This is a genomic window from Roseateles sp. T103 (assembly GCF_057219915.1).
This window is the reverse complement of sequence record NZ_JBXVVS010000003.1, coordinates 377,240-403,370: the sequence shown is the minus strand read 5'-3', so window position 1 is coordinate 403,370 and position 26,131 is coordinate 377,240. Positions and strand designations below refer to the sequence as shown.

Genomic DNA, 26,131 nt, shown 5'->3' with positions numbered 1-26,131 from the left:
TCGGCGACGGCCGGCGCTGTAGACTGCGCACAACGCATGTTTGTAAGCGCTTGCAAGAGCCAACTTGCTCACGCGTCATCGATTGCGACGGCCCGGCTTTTACGGGCAGAATCGTTTCGGTTTCCGGGGGATTTTCGCCGATCTTGAGATGCAGCCGTCCGCCATGGCCTTGATGCCCCTTCTGCGGCCGGCCCATCCCGCGACGAAGTCAACCGCCCAGACCAGCAGCAAATTGCCTAGCCCAACGACAACAAGCGCGTGCCAGGCGCGGGAGAGTACTTGATGACCCACAGGCGGCCCCTTTCTTCCCCCTTGGTGCCGAGCGTGCTGCTCGCCCTGAGCCTGGGCTGCACAGCGGCCTGGTCGAGCAACTACCCGATCACCGCCGAGCAGCGCCAGACGGCAGAGCGCGTGGCCCAGGCCGGCGTGCCGCTGGAGGCGCTGGCACCCGACGCGCCGGACAGCTACACCGTCAAGCGCGGTGACACGCTCTGGGCCATCTCGTCCGTCTTCCTCAAGACGCCCTGGCGCTGGCCGGAGCTCTGGGGCATGAACCGCGACCAAATCGCCAACCCGCACCTGATCTACCCGGATCAGACGCTGGTGCTGGTCAAGCGCGACGGACGAGCCACGCTGCAGCTGGCCCAGGCCGGCGGTGCAGGCGCGGCCGCCGGCCTGCCCACCGAGAAGCGCTCGCCGCAGATGCGCAGCAGCCTGCTCAACACCGACCCGATCACCGCGATCCCGCAGCACCTGATCGAGCCCTTCCTCACCGAGGCGGTCGTGTTGGACAGCGACGAACTCGCAACCGCGCCGCGCATCGTCGCCGCCCAGGAGGGGCGCGTGCTGCTGACCGCCGGCGATCTGGCCTATGCGCGCGGCAATCTCAGCCAGGCCAGCGACTATCGCGTCTTCCGCCAGGCCCGGCCGCTGCGTGACCCGGCCAGCGGCGAGGTGCTCGGCTACGAGGCGCCCTATCTGGGCACCGCCGAGCTGATCCGCGCCGCCGAAGAGCGCAAGCTGGCAGACGGCAAGGTGGACATCGTGCCGGCCACGCTCACGGTGCGCACCGTGCGCAAGGAGATCGGCGTCGGCGACCGTCTCGCGCCGGTGCCGCAGCGCAGCTTCGCGCGCTATGTGCCGCATGCGCCGGCGCAGCCCATAGCCGGCCAGATCATCTCGATCTACGGCGAGGCGCTGACCGGCGGTCAAAACCAGATCGTCGCGCTGAACCGCGGTGCCAAGGACGGCATGGAGCGCGGTCACGTGCTGGCGCTGTGGCAGGCGGGCCGTCGCATGGTCGACCGCAGCGGCGGCGGCGCCGAGGACATCAAGCTGCCGGACGAGCGCCATGGCGTGCTCTTCGTCTTCCAGGTGTATTCGCGCGTGTCGTATGCGCTGATCATCTCGGTCAAGAACCCGGTATCGCCGGGCGACCGCTTCAGCCAGCCCTGAGGGCGTGCCCCGCTGGCGTCGCAACAGCAGGCCCGGCGATGGCGCTCGACGAGCTCGCCGCATGGCTGCGCCTGCTGCAGACGCCGGGCATAGGCCTGGAGACCGCGCGGCGACTGCTCGCCGCCTTTGCCTCCCCCGAGGGCGTGTTCGCCGCCAGCCCGGCAGCGCGGGCCTCGGTGGTCGGCCCCAGCCTGGCGAGCGCACTCGATGAAGCGCCGCCAGGCCTGGCCGAGCTGCTGGACAGGACCCGCGCCTGGCTGGAAGAGGATCCCCGGCACGACATCCTGCTGCTCGGCGACCCGGACTACCCAGCGCCGCTGCTGAACACCGCCGACCCGCCGCTGCTGCTCTACCTGCAGGGACGCCGCGAGCTGCTCGGCCAGCCGGCGCTGGCCATCGTCGGCAGCCGCAACCCGACAGCGCAAGGACGCGAGAACGCGCAGGCTTTCGCCGAGGCGCTGGGCGCTGCCGGGCTGTGCATCGTTTCCGGGCTGGCGCAGGGCATTGACGCGGCGGCGCACCAGGGCGCCCTCAAGGCGGGCGCGCCGACGCTGGCGGTGGTCGGCACGGGCCTGGATCAGGTCTATCCGCCGCGCAACACCGCGCTCGCGGCGCAGATCCGCCAGCACGGCCTGATCGTCAGCGAGTACGCACTCGGCACGCCGCCGCTCGGCGCCAACTTTCCGCGCCGCAATCGCATCATCGCCGGCCTGGCGCAGGGCTGTCTGGTGGTCGAGGCGGCGTTGCGGTCGGGCTCGCTGATCACCGCGAGGCTGGCCTCGGAGGCGGGCCGCGAGGTCTTTGCCATCCCGGGCTCCATCCACTCGCCGCAGAGCCACGGCTGCCATGCCCTGATCCGCCAGGGCGCCAAGCTGGTGGAGAACGCGGACGATGTGCTGGAGGAACTGCAGCGGCCCGGTGCCGTGATGCCAGGCGCCGCGCCGTCTGACGGGCCAGCCGAGGATGTGGCAGTTGCCGACATTCCCGACCGCGCCGCCGCCGTGCTGGAGGCGATGGGCTTCGAGCCGGTGGGGCTGGACGCGCTGCAGGCCCGCGGCGGTTGGCCCACAGGCGAACTCAGTGCCCTGCTGCTGGAGCTGGAGTTGGCCGGCATGGTCGCCCGGCTGCCGGGCTCGCTGTTCCAGCGCCGCCGGCCGACCTGATCTGGCTCGCGCGCCAGAGCCTGCAGCACCGACAAGGGCGGCTTTTTCGAGGCATAGGCGCTTTCACCCCCTCGGGTATCATGAAGCCATGTTCGACGTGCTCGTCTATCTCTACGAAACCTACTGGCGGCCGGACGCCTGCCCGGGCCACGCCCAGCTGACGCGCAAACTGTCGGCGGTCGGCTTCGAAAGCGACGAGATCCGCGATGCGCTGTCCTGGCTAGATGGTCTCGCGGAGGCCGCCCAGTCCCATCACGGACAGCAGAGCGCAAGCGCGCTGCGCGTCTATTCGTCCGATGAGCTGGAGCATCTGGGCGAGGCATCGATCGGCTTCATCAGCTTTCTGGCGTCGGCCGGCGTGCTGCCGCCGCCGATGCGCGAGATGGTCATCGACCGCGCCATGGCCATTCCTGGCGCCCCGATGGATCTCGAGGACCTGAAGATCATCGTGTTGATGGTGTTCTGGAGCCTGGGCGAAGAGCCCGATGCGCTGATCCTCGACGAGCTGTTCGTCGCCCCGGAAGACCGCCTCATTCACTAGCGAGAGGCATTCGCGAGCGGAGCCCGTGGATCCGGTTTTGCCAGGCCACTAGGCTCGCCCCTTGAGGGGGCATTGCTAGGCTCAACCCTCCGTGGCTTGGCGCGCGCAGCGCGTGGGCCTATCCCAACAGCCGCGTCGGATCGGCGTCCAGCTTGGCCAGGGCGTCGCGCGTGGCTTTGACCGTCAGCGTCTCGTCCTGCGCCGGCAGCAGCAGGCCCGCCTGCAGGAAGGCCGCGAGCCGGTTCAGCTGGAAGAGCACGCCGCGCCCACCAGGAGTGACAAACAGCGTCAGCTGATGGCGCATGCCGCGCCAGGCCAGTTGCACCGGCTCGTTGCGGCCACGGTAGTCCAGCATGTACCAGCCGCCCACCTGCAGCTCGCGCGCCCACGCGAGCATGGCCGGCGTCGGGGCGGCGCCGCCTTCGGCGACCACCTCCAGGTCTTCGCTCTCGTGGCCGGAGAGGTCGCGCACCAGGGACTCGTTGATCTCCAGCACGCCCGCCTCCGGCAGCATGGCCTCCAGCGCCTGCAGCTGCGACATCAGGTCTTCCAGGCGCTCGCGCGGGATGCTTGCGGTCTTGGCAGTGAAGGCGGCAGCGAGCGCGCTGTTCAAGGTGCGGATCTGCTCGTCCTGCTTCGCCGCCGACAGGCCCGCATGGCCCATGCCATCGCGCAAGGTCTTGAGCAGCAAGGGCAGCTTGCGGATCACCTCGGCACGCTCCTCGCGCGAGGTCTTGGCGCTGGCCGACCAGATCAGGTCGGCCGCAGCACGCTTCATCTGTCGCGTCACCTCGGACTGTGCGCCGCTGCGCACCGCCGTGACGGCCAGCACGTCGGCCCAGACCTGGAAGAGGAAGTCGCGCACGCCGTCCTCCACCGGCACCTCGGCGAGCATCTTGCGCAGCTCGATGGTGAACTGGATCGCCATCGTCTCGCGCTGCTCGACCTGCTGCGCCAGCGAGACGCCACGCACACTGGCCTGGTTCTCGTTCTGGAAATAGTGGGCAAGGAACTTCTCGAACTCGCCAAGCACGGTCTGGAAGACGCGGCGGCCGGTATCCGGATAGGCCTCGACCACCTGCACGATGCGCTTGATCTCGCGCTCCAGCGCCTCGCCGCCGCCAGGCGGAGAAGAGGAGCTGCTGCTGTTGAAACCCATCACGCAGGCGCCCATGCGGTCGATCAGGTCGCGCGCCGGATGGTCGGCCGAGGCGAAGAAGTCCGGCTCGCCGATCGCCACGCGCAGCACCGGCATCTGCAGGCGTGCGAACCATACGCGCACCGAGGCCGGAATGCGCTCTTCCTGCAGGATGCTCTGGAACAGCAGCGCGACGATCTCGATGGTGGCGCGCTCAGCCGGGCTGTCGGCCGCCTGCTTGAGCACCTGCTTGAGCGCCTGGTTGCGCGAGCGGATCTCGTCGAGCTGGGCCGGTGCCGGCGGCAGCTCGATGTCCGGCGTCACGCTGCGCGTCGCGGTGCTGCGGTGCTGCATCGCATCCTGCACCCGGCTGATCGCCGCATCGAGCCGGGCCGAGGGCGGATGGTAGCCGCCGCCGGGCTGGCTGGGCGGCGGCGCGCTGCCGGCTGCGGCAGGCGCAGCGGCAGCCCCCACGAAGCCGGGCACCTGACGACCGATGACGCGCTGCAGCTGGCGCAGCACTTCGTCGGCCTGGGCGCTCTGCCGGCTCAGCGGCATCGCCTGCGTGGCCGACACCTGGCGCGGCATGAAGCGCGTCTCTTCATGCCAGCCCTCGGTGCCGCCGCGCGAGCTCGGCGGGCTGGCGGGCAGCGTCGGGCCGGCAGCGCGGCGGATGAAGGGCCGCAAATCCACCTCGGGCATCACGCCGTGACGCACCAGCCAGTGATTGGTCTCGTGATAGGCCTCGCCGAGCAGCTGAGCGAACTCGGCATGCAGGGTTGGCTGCAGCATCTGCCACTCGGACGCGCCCAGACCGGCGCGATACCAGGCGTCCAGCGCCAGCTTGGCGACCACTGGCGCACGCAGCACATCGTCCACCGGCAGCTCGTCGCGCTGCTCCAGCAGATGGATGCGCGTGCGCAGATCGGTGAACTCCCAGCTGGCCTGGTCCATCATCGCCAGCGCCAGGCGCGAGCTGGTGATTTCGCGCTCGATGGTGTCGTCGTCCACCAGGCTCAGCGGCGCCGGGCGGCTGTGAGCGTGCCGATCGGCCTTGCCCAGCGCACCGGGCAGCGAGGCGCCAGGCATCTCGACGCCATGCTCGGCGGCGTGGCGCAATGCGGCGATGAAGCCGGCCTGCCAACCCGGACCTCGCAGCTGCCAGGCCTGCACGCCATCGCGGCGCGCCACCATCACCGGGTACTCGGCCGGCGCAAGCAACAGCTGCTGCGCCGCCTCGCCGATCGCCGCGCCCAGCGGCGCGAGGCCGCGCACCAGAGCATCGAGATAGGCCCGCCGCGCCTTGTGAGCCAAGTCTCTGTTGCGTTCAGCGGTCATGTCGGCGCGCGGCAGGCTAATGCTAGTGTCGGCAGGGCTTGGCCCGAATCTACACCACCGCCCCGGCGTTGGGGTCGTCCGGATCTTCCTTGTTGATCGGGGCCTTCACCAGATCCTCGCGCTTGACGCCCAGCCACATCGCGATGGCGGCAGCAACGAACACCGAGGAGTAGATGCCGAACAGGATGCCGATGGTCAGCGCCACGGCGAAGTAGTGCAGCGTCGGGCCGCCGAAGATCAGCATCGAGACCACCATCAGCTGCGTGGAGCCGTGGGTGATCACCGTGCGGCTCATCGTGCTGGTGATGGCGTGGTCGATGACCTCTTGGGTGTTGAGCTTGCGGTACTTGCGGAAGGCCTCGCGCACGCGGTCGAAGATCACCACCGACTCGTTCACCGAGTAGCCCAGCACCGCGAGCACCGCCGCCAGCACCGCCAGCGAGAACTCCCACTGGAAGAAGGCGAAGAAGCCCAGGATGATGACCACGTCGTGCAGGTTGGCGATGATGCCCGCGACGGCGAACTTCCACTCGAAGCGGAAGGCCAGGTAGATCATGATGCCGACCACCGTGAAGGCCAGCGCCTTGGCTGCGTCAGACGCCAGCTCGGCGCCGACCGCCGGGCCGACCACCTCGCTGCGCGAGAGCTTGACGGGCTCGACATCGGCCGCCGTCACGCAAACCTGCTTGCTGATCGCCTCGCCCTTGTCGGTGACGATCTCGCGCTGCACGACCGTGCCGGACTCGGCCTTGCACAGCTCGGCGAAGACGCGACCGACCAGCTCGGTCTGCTTGATGTCGCCGCGCAGCGGCAGGCGGATCATCACATCGCGCGAGGTGCCGAACTTCTGCACCTGAACCTCGCCGAAGCCCATCTTCTCGACCACCTCGCGGGTCTTGTTGATGTCGGCGGGCTGTGCGTACTCGACCTCGACCACCGTTCCGCCGGTGAACTCGATGGAGAAGTGCAGGCCACGCGTGGCAAGGAAGAACACCGCCAGCGCGAAAGTGATGAAGGAGATCGCGTTGAGCACCAACGCGTGCCTCATGAACGGGATGTCCCGTTTGATGCGGAAGAGTTCCATGACTTGTCTTGCTTCCTATGTCGTCGTGGCGCGGCTCAGGTCTTGGGGGTCTCGGTCGACTGGACCGGCTCAACAGCCGGCTTCCAGATCTGGCCGATGGACAGCGACTTGAGCTTCTTCTGGCGGCCGTACCAGAGGTTGACCAGGGCGCGCGAGAACATCACCGACGAGAACATCGAGGTCAGGATGCCCAGACAGTGCACCACGGCGAAGCCCTTCACCGGACCCGAGCCGAAGGCCAGCAGCGCGATACCGGCGATCAGCGTGGTGATGTTGGAGTCCAGGATGGTGGCGAAAGCGCGCTCGTAGCCGATATTGATCGCCACCTGAGGCGAGGCGCCGCCGCGCAGTTCCTCGCGGATGCGCTCGTTGATCAGCACGTTGGAGTCGATGGCCATACCGAGCACCAGCGCGATCGCCGCCATGCCGGGCAGGCTCAACGTGGCCTGCAGCATCGACAGCACCGCCACCAGCAGCAGCAGGTTGAAGGCCAGTGCCAGCGAGGAGAACACGCCGAACAGCAGGTAGTACACGCACATGAAGGCGGCCACCGCGACGAAGCCCCAGATCACCGATGCGAAGCCCTTGCTGATGTTCTCGGCGCCCAGGCTCGGGCCGATGGTGCGCTCTTCGATGATCTCCATCGGCGCTGCCAGCGAACCGGCGCGCAGCAGCAGCGCGGTGTCGTTGGCCTCCTGCGTGGTCATCGCACCGGAAATCTGGAAACGGTTGCCGAGCTCGCCGCGGATGGCCGGCGCGGTGACCACCTCGCCCTTGCCCTTCTCGAACAGGATGATGGCCATGCGCTTGCCGATGTTCTCGCGCGACACGTCCTTCATGATGCGCGCACCCTTGGCATCGACCGTCAGGTGCACCGCGGGCTGCTGCTTGTCGTCGAAACCGGCCTGCGCGTCGATCAGGTTGTCGCCCGAGATGATGACCTGGCGCTTGACGATGATGGGGCCGTAGCCGCGGTCGATGAAGCGCTCGGTACCGAAGGGCACCGGGCCGGAACCGGCGATCGCCGCCTGCGCCTCGGCGCTGTCGTCCACCATGCGCAGTTCCAGCGTGGCGGTGCGACCGATGATGTCCTTGGCCTTGGCGGTGTCCTGCACGCCCGGCAGCTGCACGACCACGCGGTCCAGGCCCTGCTGCTGGATCACAGGCTCAGCCACGCCCAGCTCGTTAACGCGGTTGTGCAGCGTGGTGATGTTCTGCTTGAGTGCCGCCTCCTGGGCCTGCACGAGCGCCTGGGGCTTGAGCGCGCCGACCAGGCGCAGCTCGCCACCGGCTGCAGGCGTCCACTGCACATCGGGCATCTGGTCGCGCAGCAGGTTCTGCGCATTCGCCATCAGCTCGGCCTCGCGGAAGGCCACGACGACGCTGTTGCCATCGCGGCTGATGCCGGCATGGCGGATGTTCTTGTCGCGCAGCAGGGTGCGCACGTCACCGGTCAGCGACTCGACCTTCTTGGTCAGCGCCGACTTCATGTCCACCTGCATCAGGAAGTGCACGCCGCCGCGCAGATCCAGGCCCAGGTACATCGGGAATGCATGCAGGCTGGTCAGCCACTGCGGCGAACGCGACACCAGGTTCAGCGCGACGATGTAGGACGGGTCGGCAGGATCAGTGTTCAGCGCCTTGGCGATCGCATCCTTGGCCTTGATCTGTGTGTCGGTGTCGCCGAAGCGAGCCCTCACCGAGTTGCCCTCGAGCTGCACGAAGTCGGCCTTGATGCCGGCCTCCGCGATGACCTGCTCGACGCGCTCGCGAAGCGGCGCATCCACCTTGATGGTGGCCTTGCCGCTGGACACCTGCACCGCCGGCGCCTCGCCGAAGAAATTCGGCAGCGTGTAGATCAGCCCGATAAGCAGCGCGACCAGCAGGGTCAGGTACTTCCAGAGCGGGTAACGATTCATGATGAAGACTTCCTCCGGGGCTGCCGGCCCACCGCATGCCGCGGCGCCTCAACCCACAAAGGCCCGGCACACCATCTCCGTGGGCCGGGCCTGCTTCGTGCTGCGGCGGCGCGCCACAGGCGCGCACCGCAACGGCGGACTCGTGGTCGGTCTGCCTGCTTGTTGGCTTACTTGATGGTGCCCTTGGGCAGCACCTGCACGATGGCACCGCGCTGCACCTGCACCTCGACGCCGGGAGCCACTTCGAGCGACAGCGTGCTGTCGCCCAGCTTGGTGATCTTGCCCAGCATGCCGCCGCCGACGACCACTTCGTCGCCCTTGGCCAGAGCTTCGATCATCGCCTTGTGTTCCTTCTGCCGCTTCATCTGCGGCCGGATCATCACGAAGTACAGCACCACGAACATCAGCACCAGCGGCAGCATGCTCATCAGGCTGCTCTCGGTGCTGGCGCCGGCAGCGGGCGCCGCCTGGGCAAAAGCGTTGGAAATAAACACGTCGGAGTCCCTTTGGTAACAACCGCCCCATGCGAGCGGACGAAGAACGCCGGATTGTATGCGGGCGCCCCAGGCGGCAGATGCGCGCAAACACCGGGGCCGGGCCGGGGCAATCACCGGCTCGGTCCCCGGTCGATGCCAGGGGCTCAGCGTGACTGCGGGCTCAGGACTGGGTCTGCACCGGCAAGCCGGCGGCGCGCCACTCAGGGAAGCCGCCGCGGAACCAGTTCACCTTCGTGTACCCGGCCTTGAGCGCGGCACGGCTGGCCTTGAAGCTCTTCCAGCATTCGGCGCCGTTGCAGGCGAACACCAGCGGGGTGGCCTTGTCGGCGGGCAGCTTGGCGAGATCGAACTGGTCGTCCTCGGCACGGTAGTCGGCGTCCTTGGCGCTCTTCTCCACATAGGGCAGCAGCTTGGCTCCCGGCACATGACCGGCCTTGAACTCGGCCTCGCTGCGGGTATCGATGTACTGGGCGCCGCCCTTGGCGAGCAGTTGCTGCACCGCCGGGGCATCAACCACGGTTGCGCCCGGCAGGCTGCGCGGCGTGAAGTAGCCCAGGGTGGCGACGTAGTCGAAGGCATCCGGCGCCAGCGCCACCAGCTTCTGGCCGCCGACGCCCGGGCTGGCAAGCAAGGCAGCACGCAGGCCCTCAGCGCTCAGGCTGGCGCCAGGCTTCAGCGCCACCGCCAGGCCCGGCACGGCCTTGCTCTGCATGACAGGCTTGAGCGCTTCGCCTGCTGCGACCCAGCGCTCGTAGACCACGCGCTCCACCGCCACCACGTCGCAACGCTTGATCTGCAGACAGACCAGCAGCGCATCCTGATAGCGGCTCTCGAACACCGAGGCGAAGTGCCGGCGCAGCGTGGTATTGGCCGCATTGAGCTCACCGCGCACGAGATAGGTCACGATGCTGTCCTGCAGCGGCACGCCGATGCGCTTGCCGGCCGCATCGGCCAGGGAATTGATCGCGCTGGCCTGCGGTGCAACCAACACCGCCTGCACCGGCTTGTCCAGACCGGCCACCGGCTGATAGCCGTAGCGCACCGCGCTGCCGATCACATGGGCTGGCGCCACGTAGACGTCATGCATGCGCGAGCGCGTCGTCGCCAGATCGGCGCTGGCATCGCCCGACTGCGCCAGCTTCGCCGCCTGCGCCCGCTCGCGCCGCAGCGCCGGCTCGAGCACAGACTTCCAGTCGTTGAAGACGGCGAAGCGCGATTGCTCCCACTGATCGCCTGGGTTGACCAGCACGCTGGTGGATTGCGCCATGGCGCCGGCCGGCAGCAATGCGGCAGAGAGGACCAGGGCAGCGGACAGCGCGGTGCGAAGAAGTACGGGGCAGCGATTGCGAAGCGTCATGCCCGTCAGTCTAGAGAGGCCGCCGCCCCTTTCGCCTGACAGCAAACGTAAGCAGCGTGCGCGTCGTGAACTCGATCACGCCTCGATCACGCTCAGCCCCCGAGGCATTCACGCGCGCGTCTCGCCCGACTGCTTCTTGGCCGCACCAAGATAGGTCTCGATCACGCGCGGGTCGCTGGCCAACTGGTCGGCAGGCCCTTCCAGGCCGATCTCGCCGGTCTCCAGCACATAGCCATAGTCGGCAACTTCCAGTGCGGCGCGCGCGTTCTGCTCGATCAGCAGGATGGACACGCCAGTCTCGCGCAGCCGCGCGACGATGCGGAAGATCTCCTTGACGATCAGCGGCGCGAGCCCCAGGCTGGGCTCGTCGAGCATCAGCACCTTGGGCCGCGCCATCAGCGCACGACCGACGGCCAGCATCTGGCGCTCGCCACCCGACAGCGTGCCGGCCAGCTGGGTGCGGCGCTCCTTCAGGCGCGGGAACAGCTCGAAGACCTTGTCCAGGCCGTCTCGCCAGTCGCGCTGCCCCAGGCGCATCGGCCGGTATCCGCCCAGCACCAGGTTGTCTTCCACGCTCATGGTCGTGAACAGCTCGCGCTTCTCCGGCACCAAGGCCAGACCGCGCATCACGCGTTCTTCCAGCGTCAGACTGGCGATGTCCTCGCCGTCGAAGACGATGCGACCCTTGGCCGGCAGCACGCCCATCAGCGCGTTCAGCGTCGTGCTCTTGCCGGCGCCATTGGGGCCGATCACGGTGACCACGCTGCCGCGCGGCAGCTCCAGGTTCAGGCCCGACAGCACCTCGGCACGGCCGTAGCCGGCCTGCAGGCCGCTGACTTGCAGCAATAGGTCTTTGTCAGCCATGGCTCAGTGCTCCGTTCCCAGGTAGGCGGCGCGGACCTCGGGGCTGGCCTGCACCACCTCAGGCGTGCCCTCGATCAGCTTGGTGCCGAACTCCATCACCACGATGCGGTCGGTCAGGCCCATCACGAACTCCATGTCGTGCTCCACCAGCAGGATGCTCATGCCTTCGCGTTTCAGCTGGCGCAGCACCTCGGCCAGCGCCTGCTTCTCCTTGTGGCGCAGGCCGGCCGCTGGCTCGTCCAGCAGCAGCAGCGCCGGGTCGGTGCACAGCGCGCGGGCGATCTCCATCAGCCGCTGCGGCCCCAGCGCCAGGTTGCCGGCCAGCTCGTGCATCTTGTCGGCCATGCCGATGCGCGCCAGCTGGGCTTCCGCCTCCTTGAACAGACGCTTCTCTTCGTCGCGGTCCAGGCGCAGCATGGCCTTGGCCGTGCCGCTGGACGAGCGCAGATAGCCGCCCAGCGCGACGTTCTCCAGCACCGTCATGTCGGGGATCATCTTCACGTGCTGGAAGGTGCGCGACATGCCGCGACGCGCTATTTCTCGGGAGGGCAGGCCGCCCACCGGCTGGCCGCGGAAGACCACGCCGCCGCGGGACAGCGCGAGCACGCCGGTGATCAGGTTGAAGGTGGTGGACTTGCCGGCACCGTTGGGGCCGATCAGGCCGACGATCTCGCCGGCGCGGATCTGGAAGGAGACGTCGTTGACGGCGACCAGGCCGCCGAACTCCTTGCGCACTGCCTGCACGTCCAGCAGCAGCTCGCCAGTGGCGGGCTTGTCGCGTGCGGCCAGCGCTGCGGCATCGGCCCAGTCGCGCTCGCGCTGGCGCGCCGGCCACCAACGGGTCAAGACAGCGTTCAGATAGGGCCACAGCCCCTTGGGCGCGTACTTGAGCATCAGCACGAGCACCAAGCCGAGCACGATGATCTCGAAGTTGCCGCTGCTGCCCAGCAAGGCAGGCAGCAACTCCTTCAGCTGGTCTTCGATCACCTTGACCACGCCGGCACCGACGAAAGCGCCCCAGACGCCGCCGATGCCGCCGACCACTGCCATGAACAGGTACTCGATGCCCATCTTCAGCGCGAATGGGCTGGGGTTGACCGTGCGCTGGAAGTGCGCAAAGAGCCAGCCCGACACCGAGGCCAGCAGTGCCGCGAGCACAAAGATCGCCACCTTGTAGCGGAAGGTCGAGACGCCCATGGCCTCGGCCATCGTCGTCGCGCCATTGAGCGCTCGAATCGCCCGGCCGGGGCGCGAGTCGAGCAGATTGCGCACACCCAGCGCGGCGAGTATGGCGATCGCCCAGATCAGGTAATACAGCGAGCGTCCATCCTGCAGGCTGATGCCGAACAGGCTCAACGCCGGCACGCCGAGCAGGCCGTCGTACTTGCCGAGGAACTCCATGTTCGCGATCAGGTAGTTCAGGCTCAATGCCCACGCGATGGTGGCCAGCGGCAGGTAGTGCCCCGACATGCGTAGCGTCAGCCAGGACAGCAGCAGCGCAACGCCGGCGGTGAGCATCAAGCCGACGATGAGGCCCAGCCAGGGTGAGATGCCGTAACGCGTGCTCAGCAAGGCGGTGGTGTAGGCGCCCAGGCCGACGAAGGCCGCCTGGCCAAAGGATGTAAGTCCGCCGACGCCGGTCAGCAACACCAGCCCCAACGACACCATCGCATACATGCCGATGTAATTGAGCTGGGTGATCCAGAACTCGGGCACCGGCAGCAGCGGCAGCATGAACAGCAGGACCAGGCCCGCGAGCGGAATCAGTGTGCGCGAAGACGCTTGTCGCATGGTGGCTTTACTCCTCATCCTTGTGCGGGTCGCGCAGCGAGCGCCACAGCAGCACGGGCAGGATGGAGGTGAACACGATCACTTCCTTGAAGGCACTGGCCCAGAAGGAGCTGAAGGACTCCAGCAGACCCACCAGCAGCGCGCCCAGCGCCGCCAGCGGGTAGCTGGACAGGCCGGCAAAAACGGCCGCGACGAAACCCTTCAGGCCGATGAGGAAGCCACTGTCGTAGTTGATCGTCGTGGTCGGGCTGATCAGCAGGCCCGACAGCGCGCCGATGAAAGCCGCCATCGAGAAGGACAGCCGCCCCGCTCCGGTGCTGGAGATCCCCATCAACTGGGCGCCCAAGCGATTCACCGCAGTGGCTCGCAGCGCCTTGCCGTAAAGGCTGCGCTCGAAGAACAGCCACAGCATGATGATCAGTGCCGCCGCGCACATCAGGATGATCAGGGTCTGGCCGCTGAACATCAGCGGGCCGAGGTTGAAGCTGGCCTGCCAGAAGCTCGGGTTGGTCGAACCCTCAGGACCGAAAAACACCAGTCCCAGGCCGGTCAGCGCGAAATGCACGCCCACCGAGACGATCAGCAGCACCAGCACGGTGGCGTCCGCCAGCGACTGATAGGCCAGTCGGTAGATCAGTCCGCCCATGGGTGTCACCACCGCCAGCGTCAGCAGCGCCTGGCCCACCAGCGGTAGCTGCTGCGGCGCAGCCCATAGGCCGAACAAGGCAATGCCCACCGGCAGGGCCGCGCCGAGCAGCACGCCGCGCACAAGGCCAGGCAGGGGCTTGCCCGCACGCCATCCAGCCCACAAGTCCAGCGCCGCGACCGCGATGGCCAGCACCAGCAGGAACCAGATGGTCAGAGGCGTCTGTCCGAGCTGCAGCGAGGCCATCGTCAGCGCGCCGTACGCAACAAACTCCCCCTGCGGGATGAAGATGATGCGCGTGACGGCGAATACCAGCACGAGGCTCAGGGCGAGCAGCGCGTAGACCGCACCGTTCATGACCCCGTCCAGCATCAGGATGCTTGCGATCGTGAAATCCATGAGAGGAACCCCGCCACCGCACCTCGGTGGCCGAGCGTGGACTCTAAACAAAAACCCTTAGTTCGCCCCTAGTGCCAGGCCGCATTGACAAAGCGCAAATTCATCCGACCGTTCGGTCGAAATTGCCGCCAGACCTGTCGGGGGCGGCGCCCGGAGCCTCGCAGGTCCTGGGCTGACGGATAGCGCAGGGCTAGACTGACGCCCAAGCGCAACAGCGAAATCCCCTCCCCCATGCCGCAGTCTGCCCCCTGTCTTGATATCGAAGGCCATCTGGCGACGGTCACTCTGCGCCGCCCCCAACAGGCCAACCGCCTCGATCCCGATGACCTGGAGGCCCTGCTGGACCATCTCGACGCGGTGCAAGCCAGGCCTGAGGTGCGCGTGCTGCTGCTGCGAGCGCAGGGCAAGCATTTCTGCAGCGGCTTCAATATCAGGGCGGCGGCGGGCGTCGATGCCGGAGCCCTGTTCGAGCGGCTGACCAATGCCTGGGCCAACGCCCGGCCGGTGACGGTGGCCGCCATCCAAGGTGGGGTGTACGGCGGCGCCACGGATCTGGCCCTGGCCTGCGACTTCCGGCTCGGCACGCCTGCCTGCGAGATGTTTGTGCCGGCAGCCCGCCTGGGCCTGCACTTCTACCGCGGCGGCATAGAGCGCTATGTCTCCCGGCTCGGGATTTCGGCTGCCAAGCGCGTGCTGCTGGGCTGTGAAACGCTGGATGCTCAGGACATGCTGGCCTGCGGCTTCCTCGATCGACTGCTGCCGGACACCCAAGCGCTGACAGCTGCATGCGATGAGCTGTGCCAGCGCCTGGCCGGCCTGGCTCCGCTGGCACTGCTGCCGATGAAGCAGCATTTGAACGCCATCGCTGAAGGCCGGATCGACGCGAGCGCCCTGCAACGGGACATCGATAAAGCCAACGCCTCTGCAGACCTGGCCGAGGGGCTGCGCGCCTGGGAGGAGAAGCGCTTGCCGCACTTCGTCGGGCGCTAAATGAAGCCGCAGCGGACCTCAAGAGACCGAGGCTGGCGACAGGACGCGGGCGGTCGGTGCGGCAGCAAGGGCCAACATGGTGGAAAATAGAGCCCTTGCGGTTGCGTCATCGCAACAGGCCCACCGGGGCCGGTTTCGCCGCTGACGCCGACGTTCCCCCTTCAGCACCCAGGACAAGCGTGGCCAAAGACAGTACCAAGACAACCATCGAAGCGGATGGTCTGCGTTACCGCTCTAAAGCTCCGGGGTCGCCATTTGCGGCGACTTCCTCATTCGGCGCGGCCACGATGTCGTGCTTCCTTTGCGGCAAGCACCGCCCGCGCGCGATGCTGAAGTCCAAGAAGCTGCTTGGAAAGTCACAGCCGGTGTGCGCGCCCTCCTGCAAGGAGCTTGAGGCGCAACTCGCCAGCAAGGCCTGATAGTCCTGCCTGCCGGGCCAGTCTGGCCTGGCCTGCAAACGTTGACGATCTGGTCCTAGCTTGCGTCTGCAGCAAATGCATCAGGCATGGCGGAAGCAGCGCCCGCACACCGCGCGATAGCGCGCGTTGCCACCGATCTCGACCTGCGCCCCCTCGGTGACCTTGCGGTTGTCAGCGTCGACACGCATGTTCATCGTCGCCTTGCGCCCGCAGTCGCAGATCGTCTTCATCTCGTCCATCTCGTCGGCCAAACCCAGAAGCGTGGCCGAACCGGGGAAGAGTTCACCGCGAAAGTCGGTACGCAAACCGTAGCAGATCACCGGCACGTTCGCCGTGTGCGCCAGTTCATGCAGCGCCCAGACCTGGGGCTTGGTCAGGAACTGCGCCTCGTCCACCAGGATGCAGGCCGTGCCCTCGGTCGGCACGATCAGCGCGCGGAAGTCGCTCGTCGCATCGAACACCTCCGCCTGCCGCTGCGGCCCCAGCCGTGATGTGATCAACCCAACGCCATAGCGGTCATCAACTCGCGCCGTGAACAGGCGCACGCGATGGCCGCGCTCCTCGTAGTTGTGCGCCACCTGCAGCAAGGCAGTCGACTTGCCGGCATTCATCGCGGCATAGCGGAAGAAGAGTTTGGCCATTTCAGTTTGGGCGTCCGAGACCGGCGCCAACGCCGATCGCGGCGCCATTGTGCCGCCTGCGACAGAAGCGGGAACCCGCGCCCTCACCCGGCCTTTTCGCAACAACTGGGACAAGCGAGCAGTAAAACGTCGCACCAGTGGCCTAGCATCTGCACCAGGAGTGAAGCGCAACCCGCCCTGACCCTGAGCAGGACGTGTACCGCGCTCAATGGAGGAGTCGGTACGCATATGAGCAAAGACACCCACACCGCCGTCAGTCCGGACGGGCTGCGTTACGAGTCCAAGGTGGGCGGCTCGCCGTTCTTGGGCAGCGGCCACACTCGCTCCTGCTTCAAGTGCGGCCGCCACAGGACACCGAACAATCTGCAGTCCAAGCGCGTGCTGGGGCGAACCGAGCTGGTTTGCAAGCCCGCCTGCCAACCCAAGACCTGAGCCGCAGCGCGGCCCATGGTGACGCGCCCTCGCCTGGCGCCTTACCAGCCCTGCCGCCTGCCTTTTGCCTCAGGCCGCTTGCGCGTCGATCGACGGTCTGTGCAAAATCCGCCCCTTTGCCTCGAATCGCCGCACCATGTCCTCCACGCCTGCGCAGCCCGCCCCGAGCCCTGAATCGGCTGCGGCCGTCATCCAGCAACTCAAGAGCTTGTTCCCGGCGCTGTTCGCCGGAGGCCCCAAGCCGTTGAAGCTGCGCATTCAAGCCGACATCCAGGAACGCGCCCCTGGGCAGTTCACCAAGCCGCAGCTGTCCTCAGCGCTGCGCAAGCTCACCGGCAGCACGGCCTACCTCATCGCACTGAGCAAGGCGAGCCACCGCCTCGACCTCGATGGCCAGCAAGCGGGAGAACTGACCGAGGATCATCGCCAAGCCGCAGTGACGGAACTCGCCCGCCGTCGCAAGCTGCAGCAGGAGCGACTGCAACTGGAGCAGGAGCAACGCCGGCAACGGGCGAGCTTGCTGCGCGACTACAGCCGTACCACCCTGACACGAGCGAATTTCTGTGCGCTCAAGGGTATTGCAGAGAGCGAACTCGATGGCCTGCTGGCCCAGGCGAGCACCGAGGCCGAAGAAGACCGTCAGGCGCCACGCGCTGCACCGAACAACCGGCGCCCAGTGCCACGCAACAAGACTGATCGTCGAGGCGCTTGAGCGCTCAGAGCCCTGCCAACGCCTCACGGACGATGGCCGGGCTCAGCAGCTCTGGCAGCAGACGAGGCTCGCGCCCTGGCGCCTGCAGCAGGTAGACAGGCACGCCGCTGCGGCCGAGCCGAGACAGTTCCTGACTGATCAGCGGATCCCGCCGTGTCCAGTCGGCCCGCATGAGCACGACGCCCCGAGCACGAAAGTCGGCCAGCACGGACTCATCGGCCAGCGCGCCACGTTTGTTGAACTGACAGGTGACACACCATGCGGCAGTGAAGTCAACGAACACAGGGCGCCCTTCAGCCTGAGCCTGCAACACCGCCTGCGGTGACCAGGCCACCCACCCATCCACGCTGGTCTCACTGGACAGTACGGGGCTGCCACTGCGCTCCTGCAACGCCGGAAGCGCCCACGCAGCCGTGAGACCGCACACCACCAGGGCCAAGCCGCGAAGTACCCAGCGAGAGCGCGGCCCGAAATCGGGCGTGCCGAAAACCCATGCCACCAGTGCGACGGCAAGCAGCAAGCCCAGCAGCGCGGCCACCCCATCAATGCCAACCTGCTGCCCCAGCACCCAGAGCAACCAGACGACCGTGGCAAGCATCGGGAAGGCCATGGCGATCTTGAAGTGCTGCATCCAGACGCCAGGGCGGGGGAGTAAGTGGCTCAACGCCGGCCACCAGGTAATCAGCAGGTAGGGCGCGGACATGCCCAGGCCGAGGCTGGCGAATACGGCCAGGGCCTGCCACACCGGCAAGGTCAGCGCAGCCCCTAGAGCGACGCCCATGAATGGCGCGGTGCACGGCGAGGCGACGGCAACTGCCAGCACCCCCGTCAGAAAGCTGTCCACGGCCGGATGCGCTGCCCGCAGCCCAGCCAGATTTCCGGGCAGGACGGTACGGAACTCGAAGACACCCAACAGATTCAGGCCAATGATCGTGAACAGCAGGGCCAATGCAGCAACGAACTCTGGTGACTGAAGCTGGAAGCCCCAACCCAATTGGGCCCCGCCAGCACGAAGACCCAGCAACAAGCCCGCCAAAAGCACGAAGCTCAGCACCACCCCAAGGGTGTAAGCCAGCCCGCTCAGTCGCAGCCCGCGATGCTCATGTGCGTGGTCGGTGAGCCCAACGACCTTCAAGGACAACACCGGGAAGACACAGGGCATCAGGTTCAGAAGGATGCCGCCGACAAAGGCCAAGCCGATCGCGAGCCAAGCCGAGGTGCTTGCAGCCGCAGCCGTTGTCGGAGCGACAGCGCCAGCCTGCATCGGCGCCGGGGCCGTAGAGACGCTGCCAACTTCGGGCCAAGAGCCATCCAGGCTCAAGGCCACGCGTACAGTAGGCGCATCACGGCCCTCCCCGTCCGGACGGAGCACGACATGCATCGTCGACGGGCTCTCCGCACGCTGCGTCGAAATCGGCAGCCTGAGCTGCAGCTTGGCACCGCTCCAGATCGTCTGCGCAGGCGCGGCGTGATCGAACACTGCTTCGTTCTCAGGAAATGCCTGCAGTTGGCGCCCCTGCCAATTCGAAGGCAGCCCAGTGATCTCAGCAACCAGCGCAGCCCCCTCGGGCCGAGCCTTGAACGAACCTTCTTGGGGAGCTGGGATGCTTCGTCGCGCAGCCTCGAACTCCGCCGCATGCTTCACAACCACGGAATTCGCCTCGAGCCTCAGGGCAAAGGATCCGCTCTCTGGAATACAGACCTCTTTGCAGACCAGCCAGTCGGCCTTGAGCTCAATCGCAAGATCCTTACCCACCAACGAAGAATCCAGGCTCAACGGGCTGGCCAGCAGCACCTCGCCCTCATAGCCGTAGTTGATCATCGGCCCGATAGGTAATCTCTGCGGCGCAGGCCAGGCAACTTCGCCAACCTGGGCGCCCGCAGGCACTTGCCAGTCAAATCGAGTAGGCAGGCCGGAGTCCCCCGGATTCCTCCAGTAGGTATGCCAGTGAGGCTTGTGCCTGAGCAATAGCCCCAACCATACCGGCTTTCCTGGTGCAACGCCGTCAGGAGCATGTACGACCAGCTCGGCCCGCACCTGGTCGGTATCGACGCGATGGTTCTGAGCAAGAACGGGGAACGACAGGGCGACAAGTAGCCAGCCAAGCAGGAGTTTTCGCATGCGATGAATCGATTCAGGATGGCCCGGCCAAGCGCCGAGCTGCGCGACCCACACTCTAGTGGCAATCGATCGCACTCGGGCGCGCGGGCCCAATATGCCCGCCGACACACAACACCGGAGCGCAGATGCAAAAAACCGCTGATGCGACGAGCACATCAGCGGTTCCGGTCTTGCGACTAATTTGGTTGCGGGGGCTGGATTTGAACCAACGACCTTTGGGTTATGAGCCCAACGAGCTACCAGACTGCTCCACCCCGCGACTGAAGCTAAAAGTATAACAGGAATCTCGAACTGCGCGCAAGCTCTAGACTGGATCACATCGCGCCTGAGCCAGAAACGACAAAGCCGCCCTAGGGGGGGCGGCTTTCACTGCCAAGCACAGAAGTGCTTACTCAGCTGCGGCCTCTGCGGGAGCCGCTTCAGCGCGATCGACCAACTCGACGTAGGCCATGGGTGCGTTGTCGCCGACTCGGAAACCCATCTTCAGGATACGCGTGTAACCACCCGGACGAGCCTTGAAGCGCGGGCCCAGCTCGTTGAAGAGCTTGCTCACGATATCGCGGTCGCGCAGACGATCGAACGCCAGACGACGGTTTGCCAGGGTCGGCTCCTTGGCCAGCGTGATCAGCGGCTCGACAACGCGGCGCAGTTCCTTGGCCTTGGGCAGGGTGGTCTTGATGGCTTCGTGCTGAAGCAGCGAGACGCACATATTGCGCAGCATCGCTTGACGATGTTCGCTGGTGCGATTCAGCTTGCGGAGGCCGTTACGGTGACGCATGGTGCTTTTCCTTTCCTTCTCTGTAATACCAGCAGCCGTGTCAGGTACTGCCGGGGCACCGGGCGGGGACTCTCAGTGCCCGCCCACTCTCTTGAAATTAACGCTTGTCCAGACCTTGCGGCGGCCAGTTCTCCAGGCGCGCGCCCAGAGTCAGACCACGCGAAGCCAGCACTTCCTTGATTTCGTTGAGCGACTTGCGACCCAGGTTCGGGGTCTTCAGCAGCTCAGTCTCGGTACGCTGGATCAGGTCGCCGATGTAATAGATGTTCTCGGCCTTCAGGCAGTTGGCCGAACGCACAGTCAGCTCGAGCTCGTCGACCGGACGCAGCAGGATCGGATCGAAGCTGCTGGAGCGCTGGGCCGGCTGATCGAAGGCATCGACCAGATCGGTACCCTGCAGCTGTGCGAACACAGCCAGTTGCTCGACCAGGATCTTGGCCGATGCACGGATCGCTTCCTCGGGCGAGATGGCGCCGTTGGTCTCGATCTCCATCACCAGCTTGTCCAGGTCGGTACGCTGCTCGACGCGCGCGTTCTCGACCGCGTAGCTGACGCGACGCACCGGGGAGAACGAGGCATCCAGAACGATGCGGCCGATGCTCTTGGTCGGCTCGTCGCCGTAGCGACGCATCGTGCCGGGCACATAGCCGCGGCCCTTCTCAACCTTGATCTGCATGTCCAGCTTGCCGCCTTGCGACAGATGGGCGATCACATGGTCAGGGTTGATGATTTCGACATCGTGCGGCGTCTGGATGTCGGCGGCGGTCACGGGGCCTTCGCCTTCCTTGCGCAGTACGAGGGTCACTTCCTCGCGGTTGTGCAGACGGAACACCACGCCCTTGAGGTTGAGCATGATGTGCACGACGTCTTCCTGCACGCCGTCGATGGCGGAGTACTCGTGGAGCACGCCCGCGATAGTCACTTCAGTCGGCGCATAACCCACCATCGAGGACAGCAGCACACGGCGCAGGGCGTTGCCCAGGGTGTGGCCATAGCCGCGTTCGAACGGCTCCAGAGTGACCTTGGCGCGGTGACCGCCCAGAGGTTCCACATTGATGGACTTGGGTTTGAGCAGATTGGTTTGCATGAGGTCTTTCTTTCAATACCCTCGGTTCGTTACACCGATAAGGCTGAGGGACCAACCGGACGCGGCCCAGCGACCGAACGTCCGGACGAGGCACCGGCCGGCCCGGTTCGAGCAATGCTCGTCCCCGTGGCCGGTCCGACGATCTTCTATTAGCGCGAGTACAGCTCGACGATCAGCGACTCGTTAATCTCGGCGCCGAACTCGTCGCGATCGGGCGTCTTCTTGAACACGCCTTCCAGCTTGCTACCGTCGACCTGAACCCAGGCGGGCATGCCGACGGACTCGGCCAGCTTGAACGCGTCGATGACGCGCAGCTGCTTCTTGGCCTTCTCGCGGACGGCAACGACGTCACCGGCCTTGACCAGGTACGACGCGATGTTCACCACTTCGCCATTGACGGTGATGCCCTTATGCGACACGAGCTGACGAGCTTCCGCGCGGGTCGAACCGAAGCCCATGCGGTACACCACGTTGTCCAAGCGCGATTCGAGCAGCTGCAGCAGGTTCACGCCGGTCGAGCCCTTGCGACGCTCGGCCTCGGCAAAGTAGCGGCGGAACTGGCGCTCGAGCACGCCGTACATGCGCTTGACCTTCTGCTTCTCACGCAGCTGCAGACCGAAGTCGGAAGTGCGCTGACCCGAGGTGCGACCATGCTGACCGGGCTTCGAGTCGAACTTTGCCTTGTCGCTGATGGCGCGGCGAGCGCTCTTCAGGAACAGGTCGGTGCCTTCACGGCGGGAAAGTTTGGCCTTCGGGCCGAGGTAACGTGCCACTTTGCGTGTCCTTCTTCAATCTGACGCACGGCGAGTAGCTCATGCGCGAGTCAGTCCTTGCTTTTTCTGGGATCAGACGGTGGTCTTAATAAGCCTTGCGGCTTTAACGAAACGGCCGGCGAGGCACTTGCGTGCCTCGCCGGCGTTGAAACTTCAGCGCGAGATTATCGCAGCAAAGCCAGCAGGCCTTAGATGCGACGACGCTTCTGCGGGCGGCAGCCGTTGTGCGGGACCGGCGTCACGTCGGAGATGGACGTGATGCGGATGCCCAGGGCAGCCAGCGCGCGGACCGACGACTCGCGACCAGGGCCAGGGCCCTTGATCTTCACGTCCAGGTTCTTGATGCCCTGCTCTTGAGCAGCACGGCCGGCCACTTCAGCTGCCACCTGGGCTGCGAAAGGCGTCGACTTGCGCGAGCCCTTGAAACCCTGGCCACCCGACGAAGCCCACGAAAGAGCGCCGCCCTGGCGGTCGGTGATGGTGATGATCGTGTTGTTGAACGAAGCGTGAACGTGCGCGACGCCGTCAGCAACGTTCTTGCGAACCTTCTTGCGAACGCGTTGTGCGGCCGAATTGTTGGGTGCTTTTGCCATGGTGACCTTCTTTCAATACCTGCCGCAAATCACTTCTTGCCGGTCGCCGCCGACTTGCGCGGACCCTTGCGAGTGCGGGCATTCGTGCGAGTACGCTGGCCGCGCAGCGGCAGACCACGACGATGACGGAAGCCACGATAGCAGCCCAGGTCCATCAAGCGCTTGATGTTGATGGACATCTCGCGGCGCAGATCGCCTTCGATGGTCAGGCGGCCGACTTCTTCCCGGAGCTTCTCCAGGTCACCGTCGGTCAGATCCTTCACCTTCTTGTCGAAAGGAATGCCGCAAGCGGTACAGATCTTCTGGGCGGTCGTACGACCAATACCGTAGATCGAAGTCAGACCGATCTCGGTGTGCTTTTGCGGCGGAATATTGATACCAGCAATACGTGCCATGTGCGTCCTCTAATTCGCTCGGTGTCGTGTGCGCGGCTATCAGCCCTGGCGCTGCTTGTGGCGCGGATCGGTGCAGATCACACGCACCACGCCATGACGACGGATGATCTTGCAATTGCGGCACATCTTCTTCACGGATGCCGAAACTTTCATGGTCTGCTCCTTGACCTACTCACTAAATGCTCTGATTGCGCGTCCGGGGAAACACTCAGCTCACTTCGCCCGGAACACGATGCGAGCACGACTCAAATCGTAGGGCGTCAGTTCCACCGTCACCTTATCTCCCGGGAGGATGCGGATGTAGTGCATGCGCATCTTTCCAGAGATATGGCCGAGAACCACGTGCCCGTTCTCCAACTTCACACGAAACGTCGCATTGGGTAGGTTCTCCAGAATCTCACCCTGCATCTGAATGACATCGTCTTTCGCCATGCCTGCTGCGTGCTGTGTGTTGGTTGAATCTCTTGATTACTCTCTTCTTCAGCCTGCCTTGAAGTTGGCCTTCTTGAGCAGCGACTCGTACTGCTGGCTCATCACATAGGACTGCACCTGTGCCCAGAAGTCCATCGTCACAACGACGATGATGAGCAGCGAGGTTCCGCCAAAGTAGAACGGAACGTTGTACTTCAGAACCAGGAACTCCGGCAGCAAACAGACCGCAGTGATGTACACAGCGCCGACCAAGGTCAGTCGACCAAGGATCCTGTCAATGTGCTTGGCAGTCTGGTCACCCGGACGAATACCCGGGATGAAAGCGCCGCTCTTCTTCAGGTTGTCTGCGGTCTCTCGGCTGTTGAACACCAGGGCCGTATAGAAGAAACAGAAGAAGACAATTGCCGCCGCATAAAGCAGCACGTAGATGGGCTGCCCGGGCCGCAATGCATCGGCAATATCCTTCAGCCAGCGCAAGCCATCTCCAGTCGCAAACCAGCTGACGATCGTAGTCGGCAGCAAGATGATCGACGAAGCAAAGATCGGCGGGATCACCCCGGACATGTTCAGCTTCAACGGCAGGTGAGACGACTGACCGCCGTACACCTTGTTGCCGACCTGACGCTTCGCATAGTTCACCAGGATCTTGCGCTGGCCACGCTCGACAAACACGACAGCGTAGGTCACCAGCACCACCAAGGCAACGATGAACAGCGAGGCAATGATGCTCATCGCTCCCGTCCGGACCAACTCCATCAGCCCACCGATCGCACCGGGCAAACCGGCAGCGATACCTGCAAAGATCAGGATCGAGATGCCATTGCCAAGGCCTCGCTCTGTGATCTGTTCGCCGAGCCACATCAGGAACATCGTTCCGGCAACCAGGCTAGAAACCGCGGTCAGGCGGAATCCGAATCCCGGGCTGATCACCAGTCCAGGCGAACTCTCAAGCGCAAGCGCAATGCTCAGCGACTGAAAGAGCGCCAAGCCCAAGGTGCCATATCGCGTGTACTGGGTGATCTTGCGTCGGCCAGCCTCGCCCTCTTTCTTCAGCGCCTCCAGGCTCGGCACCACATACGTCATCAACTGCATGACGATCGAGGCCGAGATGTAGGGCATGATGCCCAGCGCAAAGATGGTGAAGCGCGACAAGGCCCCACCCGAGAACATGTTGAACAGGCTCAGGATGCCACCCTGCTGACCCTTGAAGAGCTGTTCGAGCTGGGCCGGATCAATGCCCGGCACGGGAATGTGAGCCCCGATGCGGTACACGACCAGAGCCAGCAGGAGAAACACAAGACGGCGACGCAAGTCGCCGAACTTGCCGCTCTTGGCCAGCTGGTTTGCAGTAGTTGCCACGCGTGCGTTCCCGAAAGCGATCAGGCGACAGTGCCGCCGGCAGCTTCGATCGCGGCCTTGGCACCAGCCGTCACGCCCATTCCCTTGAGCGTAACCTTGCGGCTGATTTCACCCGACTTGATGACCTTCACCGATTTGGTCAGCTCAGGCACCAGGCCAACAGCCTTCAGGGTCAGCAGATCGATCTCGTCACCGACCAACGCCTGAAGATCGCTCAGTGTGACTTCGGCATTGAAAGGACGGGCCAGCGACTTGAAGCCACGCTTGGGCAGACGGCGCTGCAGCGGCATCTGACCGCCCTCGAAGCCGACCTTGTGGTAACCGCCGGCACGGGACTTCTGGCCCTTGTGGCCGCGACCGGCCGTCTTGCCCAGACCCGAGCCAATGCCACGGCCAACGCGGCGCTTGGCATGCTTGGCGCCAGCTGCGGGCTTGATGGTATTGAGTTGCATGTTCTCTTCCTCTGTTCGTGCGACGCTTTACAGCACCTGCACGAGGTAGGCGATCTTGTTGATCATGCCGCGGACTGCCGGCGTGTCTTCCAGGGTGCGGGTGCTATTGAGCTTGCGCAGGCCCAGACCGACCACCGTCGCGCGGTGCGAAGCGCGGCAGCCGATGGGGCTGCGAACCAGCTTGACCGTCAGAGTTTTCTTGTCAGACATTTGTCTCTCCGTTGCGCGGTCAGTTGAAGAGGTCTTCAACCGTCTTGCCGCGCTTGGCAGCGACTTCCGCAGCGGTGGTGGAGCGCTTGAGCGCGTCCAGCGTGGCGCGGACCATGTTGTACGGGTTGGTCGAACCGTGGCTCTTGCTCACGATGTCGGTCACGCCCATCACCTCGAAGACGGCACGCATCGGGCCGCCAGCGATCACGCCGGTACCGGTCGGTGCCGGTGCCAGCATGACACGCGAAGCGCCGTGCTCACCGACCACGTTGTGGTGGACGGTACCGTTCTTCAGATTGACCTTGAACATGTTGCGGCGGGCCGATTCCATGGCCTTCTGCACCGCAACCGGCACTTCCTTGGCCTTGCCCTTGCCCATGCCGATGCGGCCATCGCCGTCACCAACCACGGTCAGCGCAGCGAAGCTCAGCGTACGGCCGCCCTTCACCACCTTGGTCACGCGGTTCACCGCGATCATCTTCTCGCGCAGGCCGTCGTCGTTGCCTTCAGCCTGAGCGCGGGGTTGAAACTTTGCCATTTCGAG

The 26,131-nt window shown here is 65.5% G+C and carries 28 protein-coding genes and 1 tRNA gene; 7 read left to right on the top strand and 22 right to left on the bottom strand.

Annotated elements, in window-relative coordinates:
• Positions 1 to 282 precede the first annotated feature (282 nt).
• The 3 genes from AC2EBS_RS12235 (at position 283) to AC2EBS_RS12225 (ending at position 3,159) form a co-directional block, all read left to right on the top strand.
• Complete coding sequence (locus tag AC2EBS_RS12235) at positions 283 to 1,455, top strand: LysM peptidoglycan-binding domain-containing protein (RefSeq protein ID WP_484728689.1); 1,173 nt, start codon at positions 283 to 285, stop codon at positions 1,453 to 1,455.
• A gap of 38 nt (positions 1,456 to 1,493) precedes the next feature.
• On the top strand, positions 1,494 to 2,618 hold the full coding sequence (gene dprA / locus AC2EBS_RS12230; RefSeq protein ID WP_484728688.1) for a DNA-processing protein DprA: 1,125 nt from the start codon (positions 1,494 to 1,496) through the stop codon (positions 2,616 to 2,618).
• An 88-nt stretch (positions 2,619 to 2,706) separates the two neighbouring features.
• Positions 2,707 to 3,159 carry a Smg family protein gene (locus AC2EBS_RS12225; protein ID WP_484728687.1) on the top strand — a complete coding sequence of 151 codons (453 nt, stop codon included), beginning with the start codon at positions 2,707 to 2,709 and terminating at the stop codon, positions 3,157 to 3,159.
• A 118-nt stretch (positions 3,160 to 3,277) separates the two neighbouring features.
• Here the strand turns inward: AC2EBS_RS12225 and AC2EBS_RS12220 are convergent, their stop codons facing one another.
• The 8 genes from AC2EBS_RS12220 to AC2EBS_RS12185 all read right to left on the bottom strand — a co-directional run bounded on the left by AC2EBS_RS12220 (position 3,278) and on the right by AC2EBS_RS12185 (position 14,192).
• Complete coding sequence (locus tag AC2EBS_RS12220) at positions 3,278 to 5,635, bottom strand: DUF1631 family protein (protein ID WP_484728686.1); 2,358 nt, start codon at positions 5,633 to 5,635, stop codon at positions 3,278 to 3,280.
• Positions 5,636 to 5,684: 49 nt separating this feature from the next.
• On the bottom strand, positions 5,685 to 6,719 hold the full coding sequence (secF, locus tag AC2EBS_RS12215; protein WP_484728685.1) for a protein translocase subunit SecF: 1,035 nt from the start codon (positions 6,717 to 6,719) through the stop codon (positions 5,685 to 5,687).
• A gap of 35 nt (positions 6,720 to 6,754) precedes the next feature.
• A complete protein-coding gene (gene secD, locus AC2EBS_RS12210; protein WP_484728684.1) occupies positions 6,755 to 8,638 on the bottom strand; it encodes a protein translocase subunit SecD in 1,884 nt (627 codons plus the stop codon).
• 167 nt (positions 8,639 to 8,805) lie between these two features.
• Positions 8,806 to 9,132: a preprotein translocase subunit YajC gene (gene yajC, locus AC2EBS_RS12205; RefSeq protein WP_484728683.1), complete on the bottom strand. Its 327-nt coding sequence runs from the start codon at positions 9,130 to 9,132 to the stop codon at positions 8,806 to 8,808.
• Between the two features lie 163 nt (positions 9,133 to 9,295).
• Positions 9,296 to 10,492 (bottom strand): rhodanese-like domain-containing protein, encoded by a 1,197-nt coding sequence (locus tag AC2EBS_RS12200; RefSeq protein WP_484728682.1) that lies wholly within the window; start codon positions 10,490 to 10,492, stop codon positions 9,296 to 9,298.
• 108 nt (positions 10,493 to 10,600) lie between these two features.
• A complete protein-coding gene (locus AC2EBS_RS12195; protein ID WP_484728681.1) occupies positions 10,601 to 11,356 on the bottom strand; it encodes an ABC transporter ATP-binding protein in 756 nt (251 codons plus the stop codon).
• A 3-nt stretch (positions 11,357 to 11,359) separates the two neighbouring features.
• Positions 11,360 to 13,147 carry a branched-chain amino acid ABC transporter ATP-binding protein/permease gene (locus tag AC2EBS_RS12190; RefSeq protein ID WP_484728680.1) on the bottom strand — a complete coding sequence of 596 codons (1,788 nt, stop codon included), beginning with the start codon at positions 13,145 to 13,147 and terminating at the stop codon, positions 11,360 to 11,362.
• Positions 13,148 to 13,154: 7 nt separating this feature from the next.
• Positions 13,155 to 14,192 (bottom strand): branched-chain amino acid ABC transporter permease, encoded by a 1,038-nt coding sequence (locus AC2EBS_RS12185; RefSeq protein WP_484728679.1) that lies wholly within the window; start codon positions 14,190 to 14,192, stop codon positions 13,155 to 13,157.
• A gap of 231 nt (positions 14,193 to 14,423) precedes the next feature.
• Here AC2EBS_RS12185 and AC2EBS_RS12180 point away from each other — a divergent pair, with 231 nt between their 5' ends.
• Positions 14,424 to 15,182, top strand: a complete 759-nt coding sequence (locus AC2EBS_RS12180; RefSeq protein ID WP_484728678.1) for an enoyl-CoA hydratase/isomerase family protein — start codon at positions 14,424 to 14,426, stop codon at positions 15,180 to 15,182.
• A gap of 179 nt (positions 15,183 to 15,361) precedes the next feature.
• Entirely contained in the window at positions 15,362 to 15,601 is a 240-nt protein-coding gene (locus tag AC2EBS_RS12175; protein ID WP_484728677.1) for a hypothetical protein, read from the top strand.
• 80 nt (positions 15,602 to 15,681) lie between these two features.
• On the opposite strand, the gene AC2EBS_RS12170 is transcribed toward AC2EBS_RS12175, so the two are convergent.
• Positions 15,682 to 16,242, bottom strand: coding sequence for a thymidine kinase (locus tag AC2EBS_RS12170; RefSeq protein ID WP_484728752.1), 561 nt, complete (start codon positions 16,240 to 16,242; stop codon positions 15,682 to 15,684).
• A 228-nt stretch (positions 16,243 to 16,470) separates the two neighbouring features.
• Here AC2EBS_RS12170 and AC2EBS_RS12165 point away from each other — a divergent pair, with 228 nt between their 5' ends.
• Together AC2EBS_RS12165 and AC2EBS_RS12160 are read left to right on the top strand one after the other, a co-directional pair.
• On the top strand, positions 16,471 to 16,674 hold the full coding sequence (locus AC2EBS_RS12165; RefSeq protein ID WP_484728676.1) for a hypothetical protein: 204 nt from the start codon (positions 16,471 to 16,473) through the stop codon (positions 16,672 to 16,674).
• A gap of 64 nt (positions 16,675 to 16,738) precedes the next feature.
• A complete protein-coding gene (locus AC2EBS_RS12160; protein ID WP_484728675.1) occupies positions 16,739 to 17,386 on the top strand; it encodes a ProQ/FINO family protein in 648 nt (215 codons plus the stop codon).
• A 4-nt stretch (positions 17,387 to 17,390) separates the two neighbouring features.
• On the opposite strand, the gene AC2EBS_RS12155 is transcribed toward AC2EBS_RS12160, so the two are convergent.
• The 13 genes from AC2EBS_RS12155 to rpsE form a co-directional block, all read right to left on the bottom strand.
• Entirely contained in the window at positions 17,391 to 19,508 is a 2,118-nt protein-coding gene (locus AC2EBS_RS12155) for a protein-disulfide reductase DsbD family protein (RefSeq protein ID WP_484728674.1), read from the bottom strand.
• A gap of 182 nt (positions 19,509 to 19,690) precedes the next feature.
• Positions 19,691 to 19,767, bottom strand: a tRNA-Met gene (locus AC2EBS_RS12150).
• A 129-nt stretch (positions 19,768 to 19,896) separates the two neighbouring features.
• Positions 19,897 to 20,286: a 50S ribosomal protein L17 gene (gene rplQ / locus AC2EBS_RS12145; protein ID WP_484728673.1), complete on the bottom strand. Its 390-nt coding sequence runs from the start codon at positions 20,284 to 20,286 to the stop codon at positions 19,897 to 19,899.
• Positions 20,287 to 20,383: 97 nt separating this feature from the next.
• Entirely contained in the window at positions 20,384 to 21,373 is a 990-nt protein-coding gene (locus AC2EBS_RS12140) for a DNA-directed RNA polymerase subunit alpha (protein WP_285235121.1), read from the bottom strand.
• 149 nt (positions 21,374 to 21,522) lie between these two features.
• Entirely contained in the window at positions 21,523 to 22,146 is a 624-nt protein-coding gene (gene rpsD, locus AC2EBS_RS12135; protein WP_484728672.1) for a 30S ribosomal protein S4, read from the bottom strand.
• A 188-nt stretch (positions 22,147 to 22,334) separates the two neighbouring features.
• Positions 22,335 to 22,739 carry a 30S ribosomal protein S11 gene (gene rpsK / locus AC2EBS_RS12130; protein ID WP_195795824.1) on the bottom strand — a complete coding sequence of 135 codons (405 nt, stop codon included), beginning with the start codon at positions 22,737 to 22,739 and terminating at the stop codon, positions 22,335 to 22,337.
• A 29-nt stretch (positions 22,740 to 22,768) separates the two neighbouring features.
• The gene (gene rpsM, locus AC2EBS_RS12125) at positions 22,769 to 23,134 is read right to left on the bottom strand and encodes a 30S ribosomal protein S13 (protein ID WP_484728671.1); all 366 of its coding nucleotides are present in this window, start codon (positions 23,132 to 23,134) and stop codon (positions 22,769 to 22,771) included.
• Positions 23,135 to 23,173: 39 nt separating this feature from the next.
• Positions 23,174 to 23,287, bottom strand: coding sequence for a 50S ribosomal protein L36 (rpmJ, locus tag AC2EBS_RS12120; protein WP_182665043.1), 114 nt, complete (start codon positions 23,285 to 23,287; stop codon positions 23,174 to 23,176).
• 60 nt (positions 23,288 to 23,347) lie between these two features.
• Entirely contained in the window at positions 23,348 to 23,566 is a 219-nt protein-coding gene (gene infA, locus AC2EBS_RS12115; protein WP_009855680.1) for a translation initiation factor IF-1, read from the bottom strand.
• A gap of 48 nt (positions 23,567 to 23,614) precedes the next feature.
• Complete coding sequence (gene secY, locus AC2EBS_RS12110) at positions 23,615 to 24,925, bottom strand: preprotein translocase subunit SecY (RefSeq protein WP_484728670.1); 1,311 nt, start codon at positions 24,923 to 24,925, stop codon at positions 23,615 to 23,617.
• A 20-nt stretch (positions 24,926 to 24,945) separates the two neighbouring features.
• Positions 24,946 to 25,377 (bottom strand): 50S ribosomal protein L15, encoded by a 432-nt coding sequence (gene rplO, locus AC2EBS_RS12105; RefSeq protein ID WP_484728669.1) that lies wholly within the window; start codon positions 25,375 to 25,377, stop codon positions 24,946 to 24,948.
• Between the two features lie 27 nt (positions 25,378 to 25,404).
• On the bottom strand, positions 25,405 to 25,587 hold the full coding sequence (gene rpmD / locus AC2EBS_RS12100) for a 50S ribosomal protein L30 (RefSeq protein WP_484728668.1): 183 nt from the start codon (positions 25,585 to 25,587) through the stop codon (positions 25,405 to 25,407).
• 19 nt (positions 25,588 to 25,606) lie between these two features.
• Positions 25,607 to 26,125 (bottom strand): 30S ribosomal protein S5, encoded by a 519-nt coding sequence (gene rpsE / locus AC2EBS_RS12095; RefSeq protein ID WP_484728667.1) that lies wholly within the window; start codon positions 26,123 to 26,125, stop codon positions 25,607 to 25,609.
• Positions 26,126 to 26,131 lie beyond the last annotated feature (6 nt).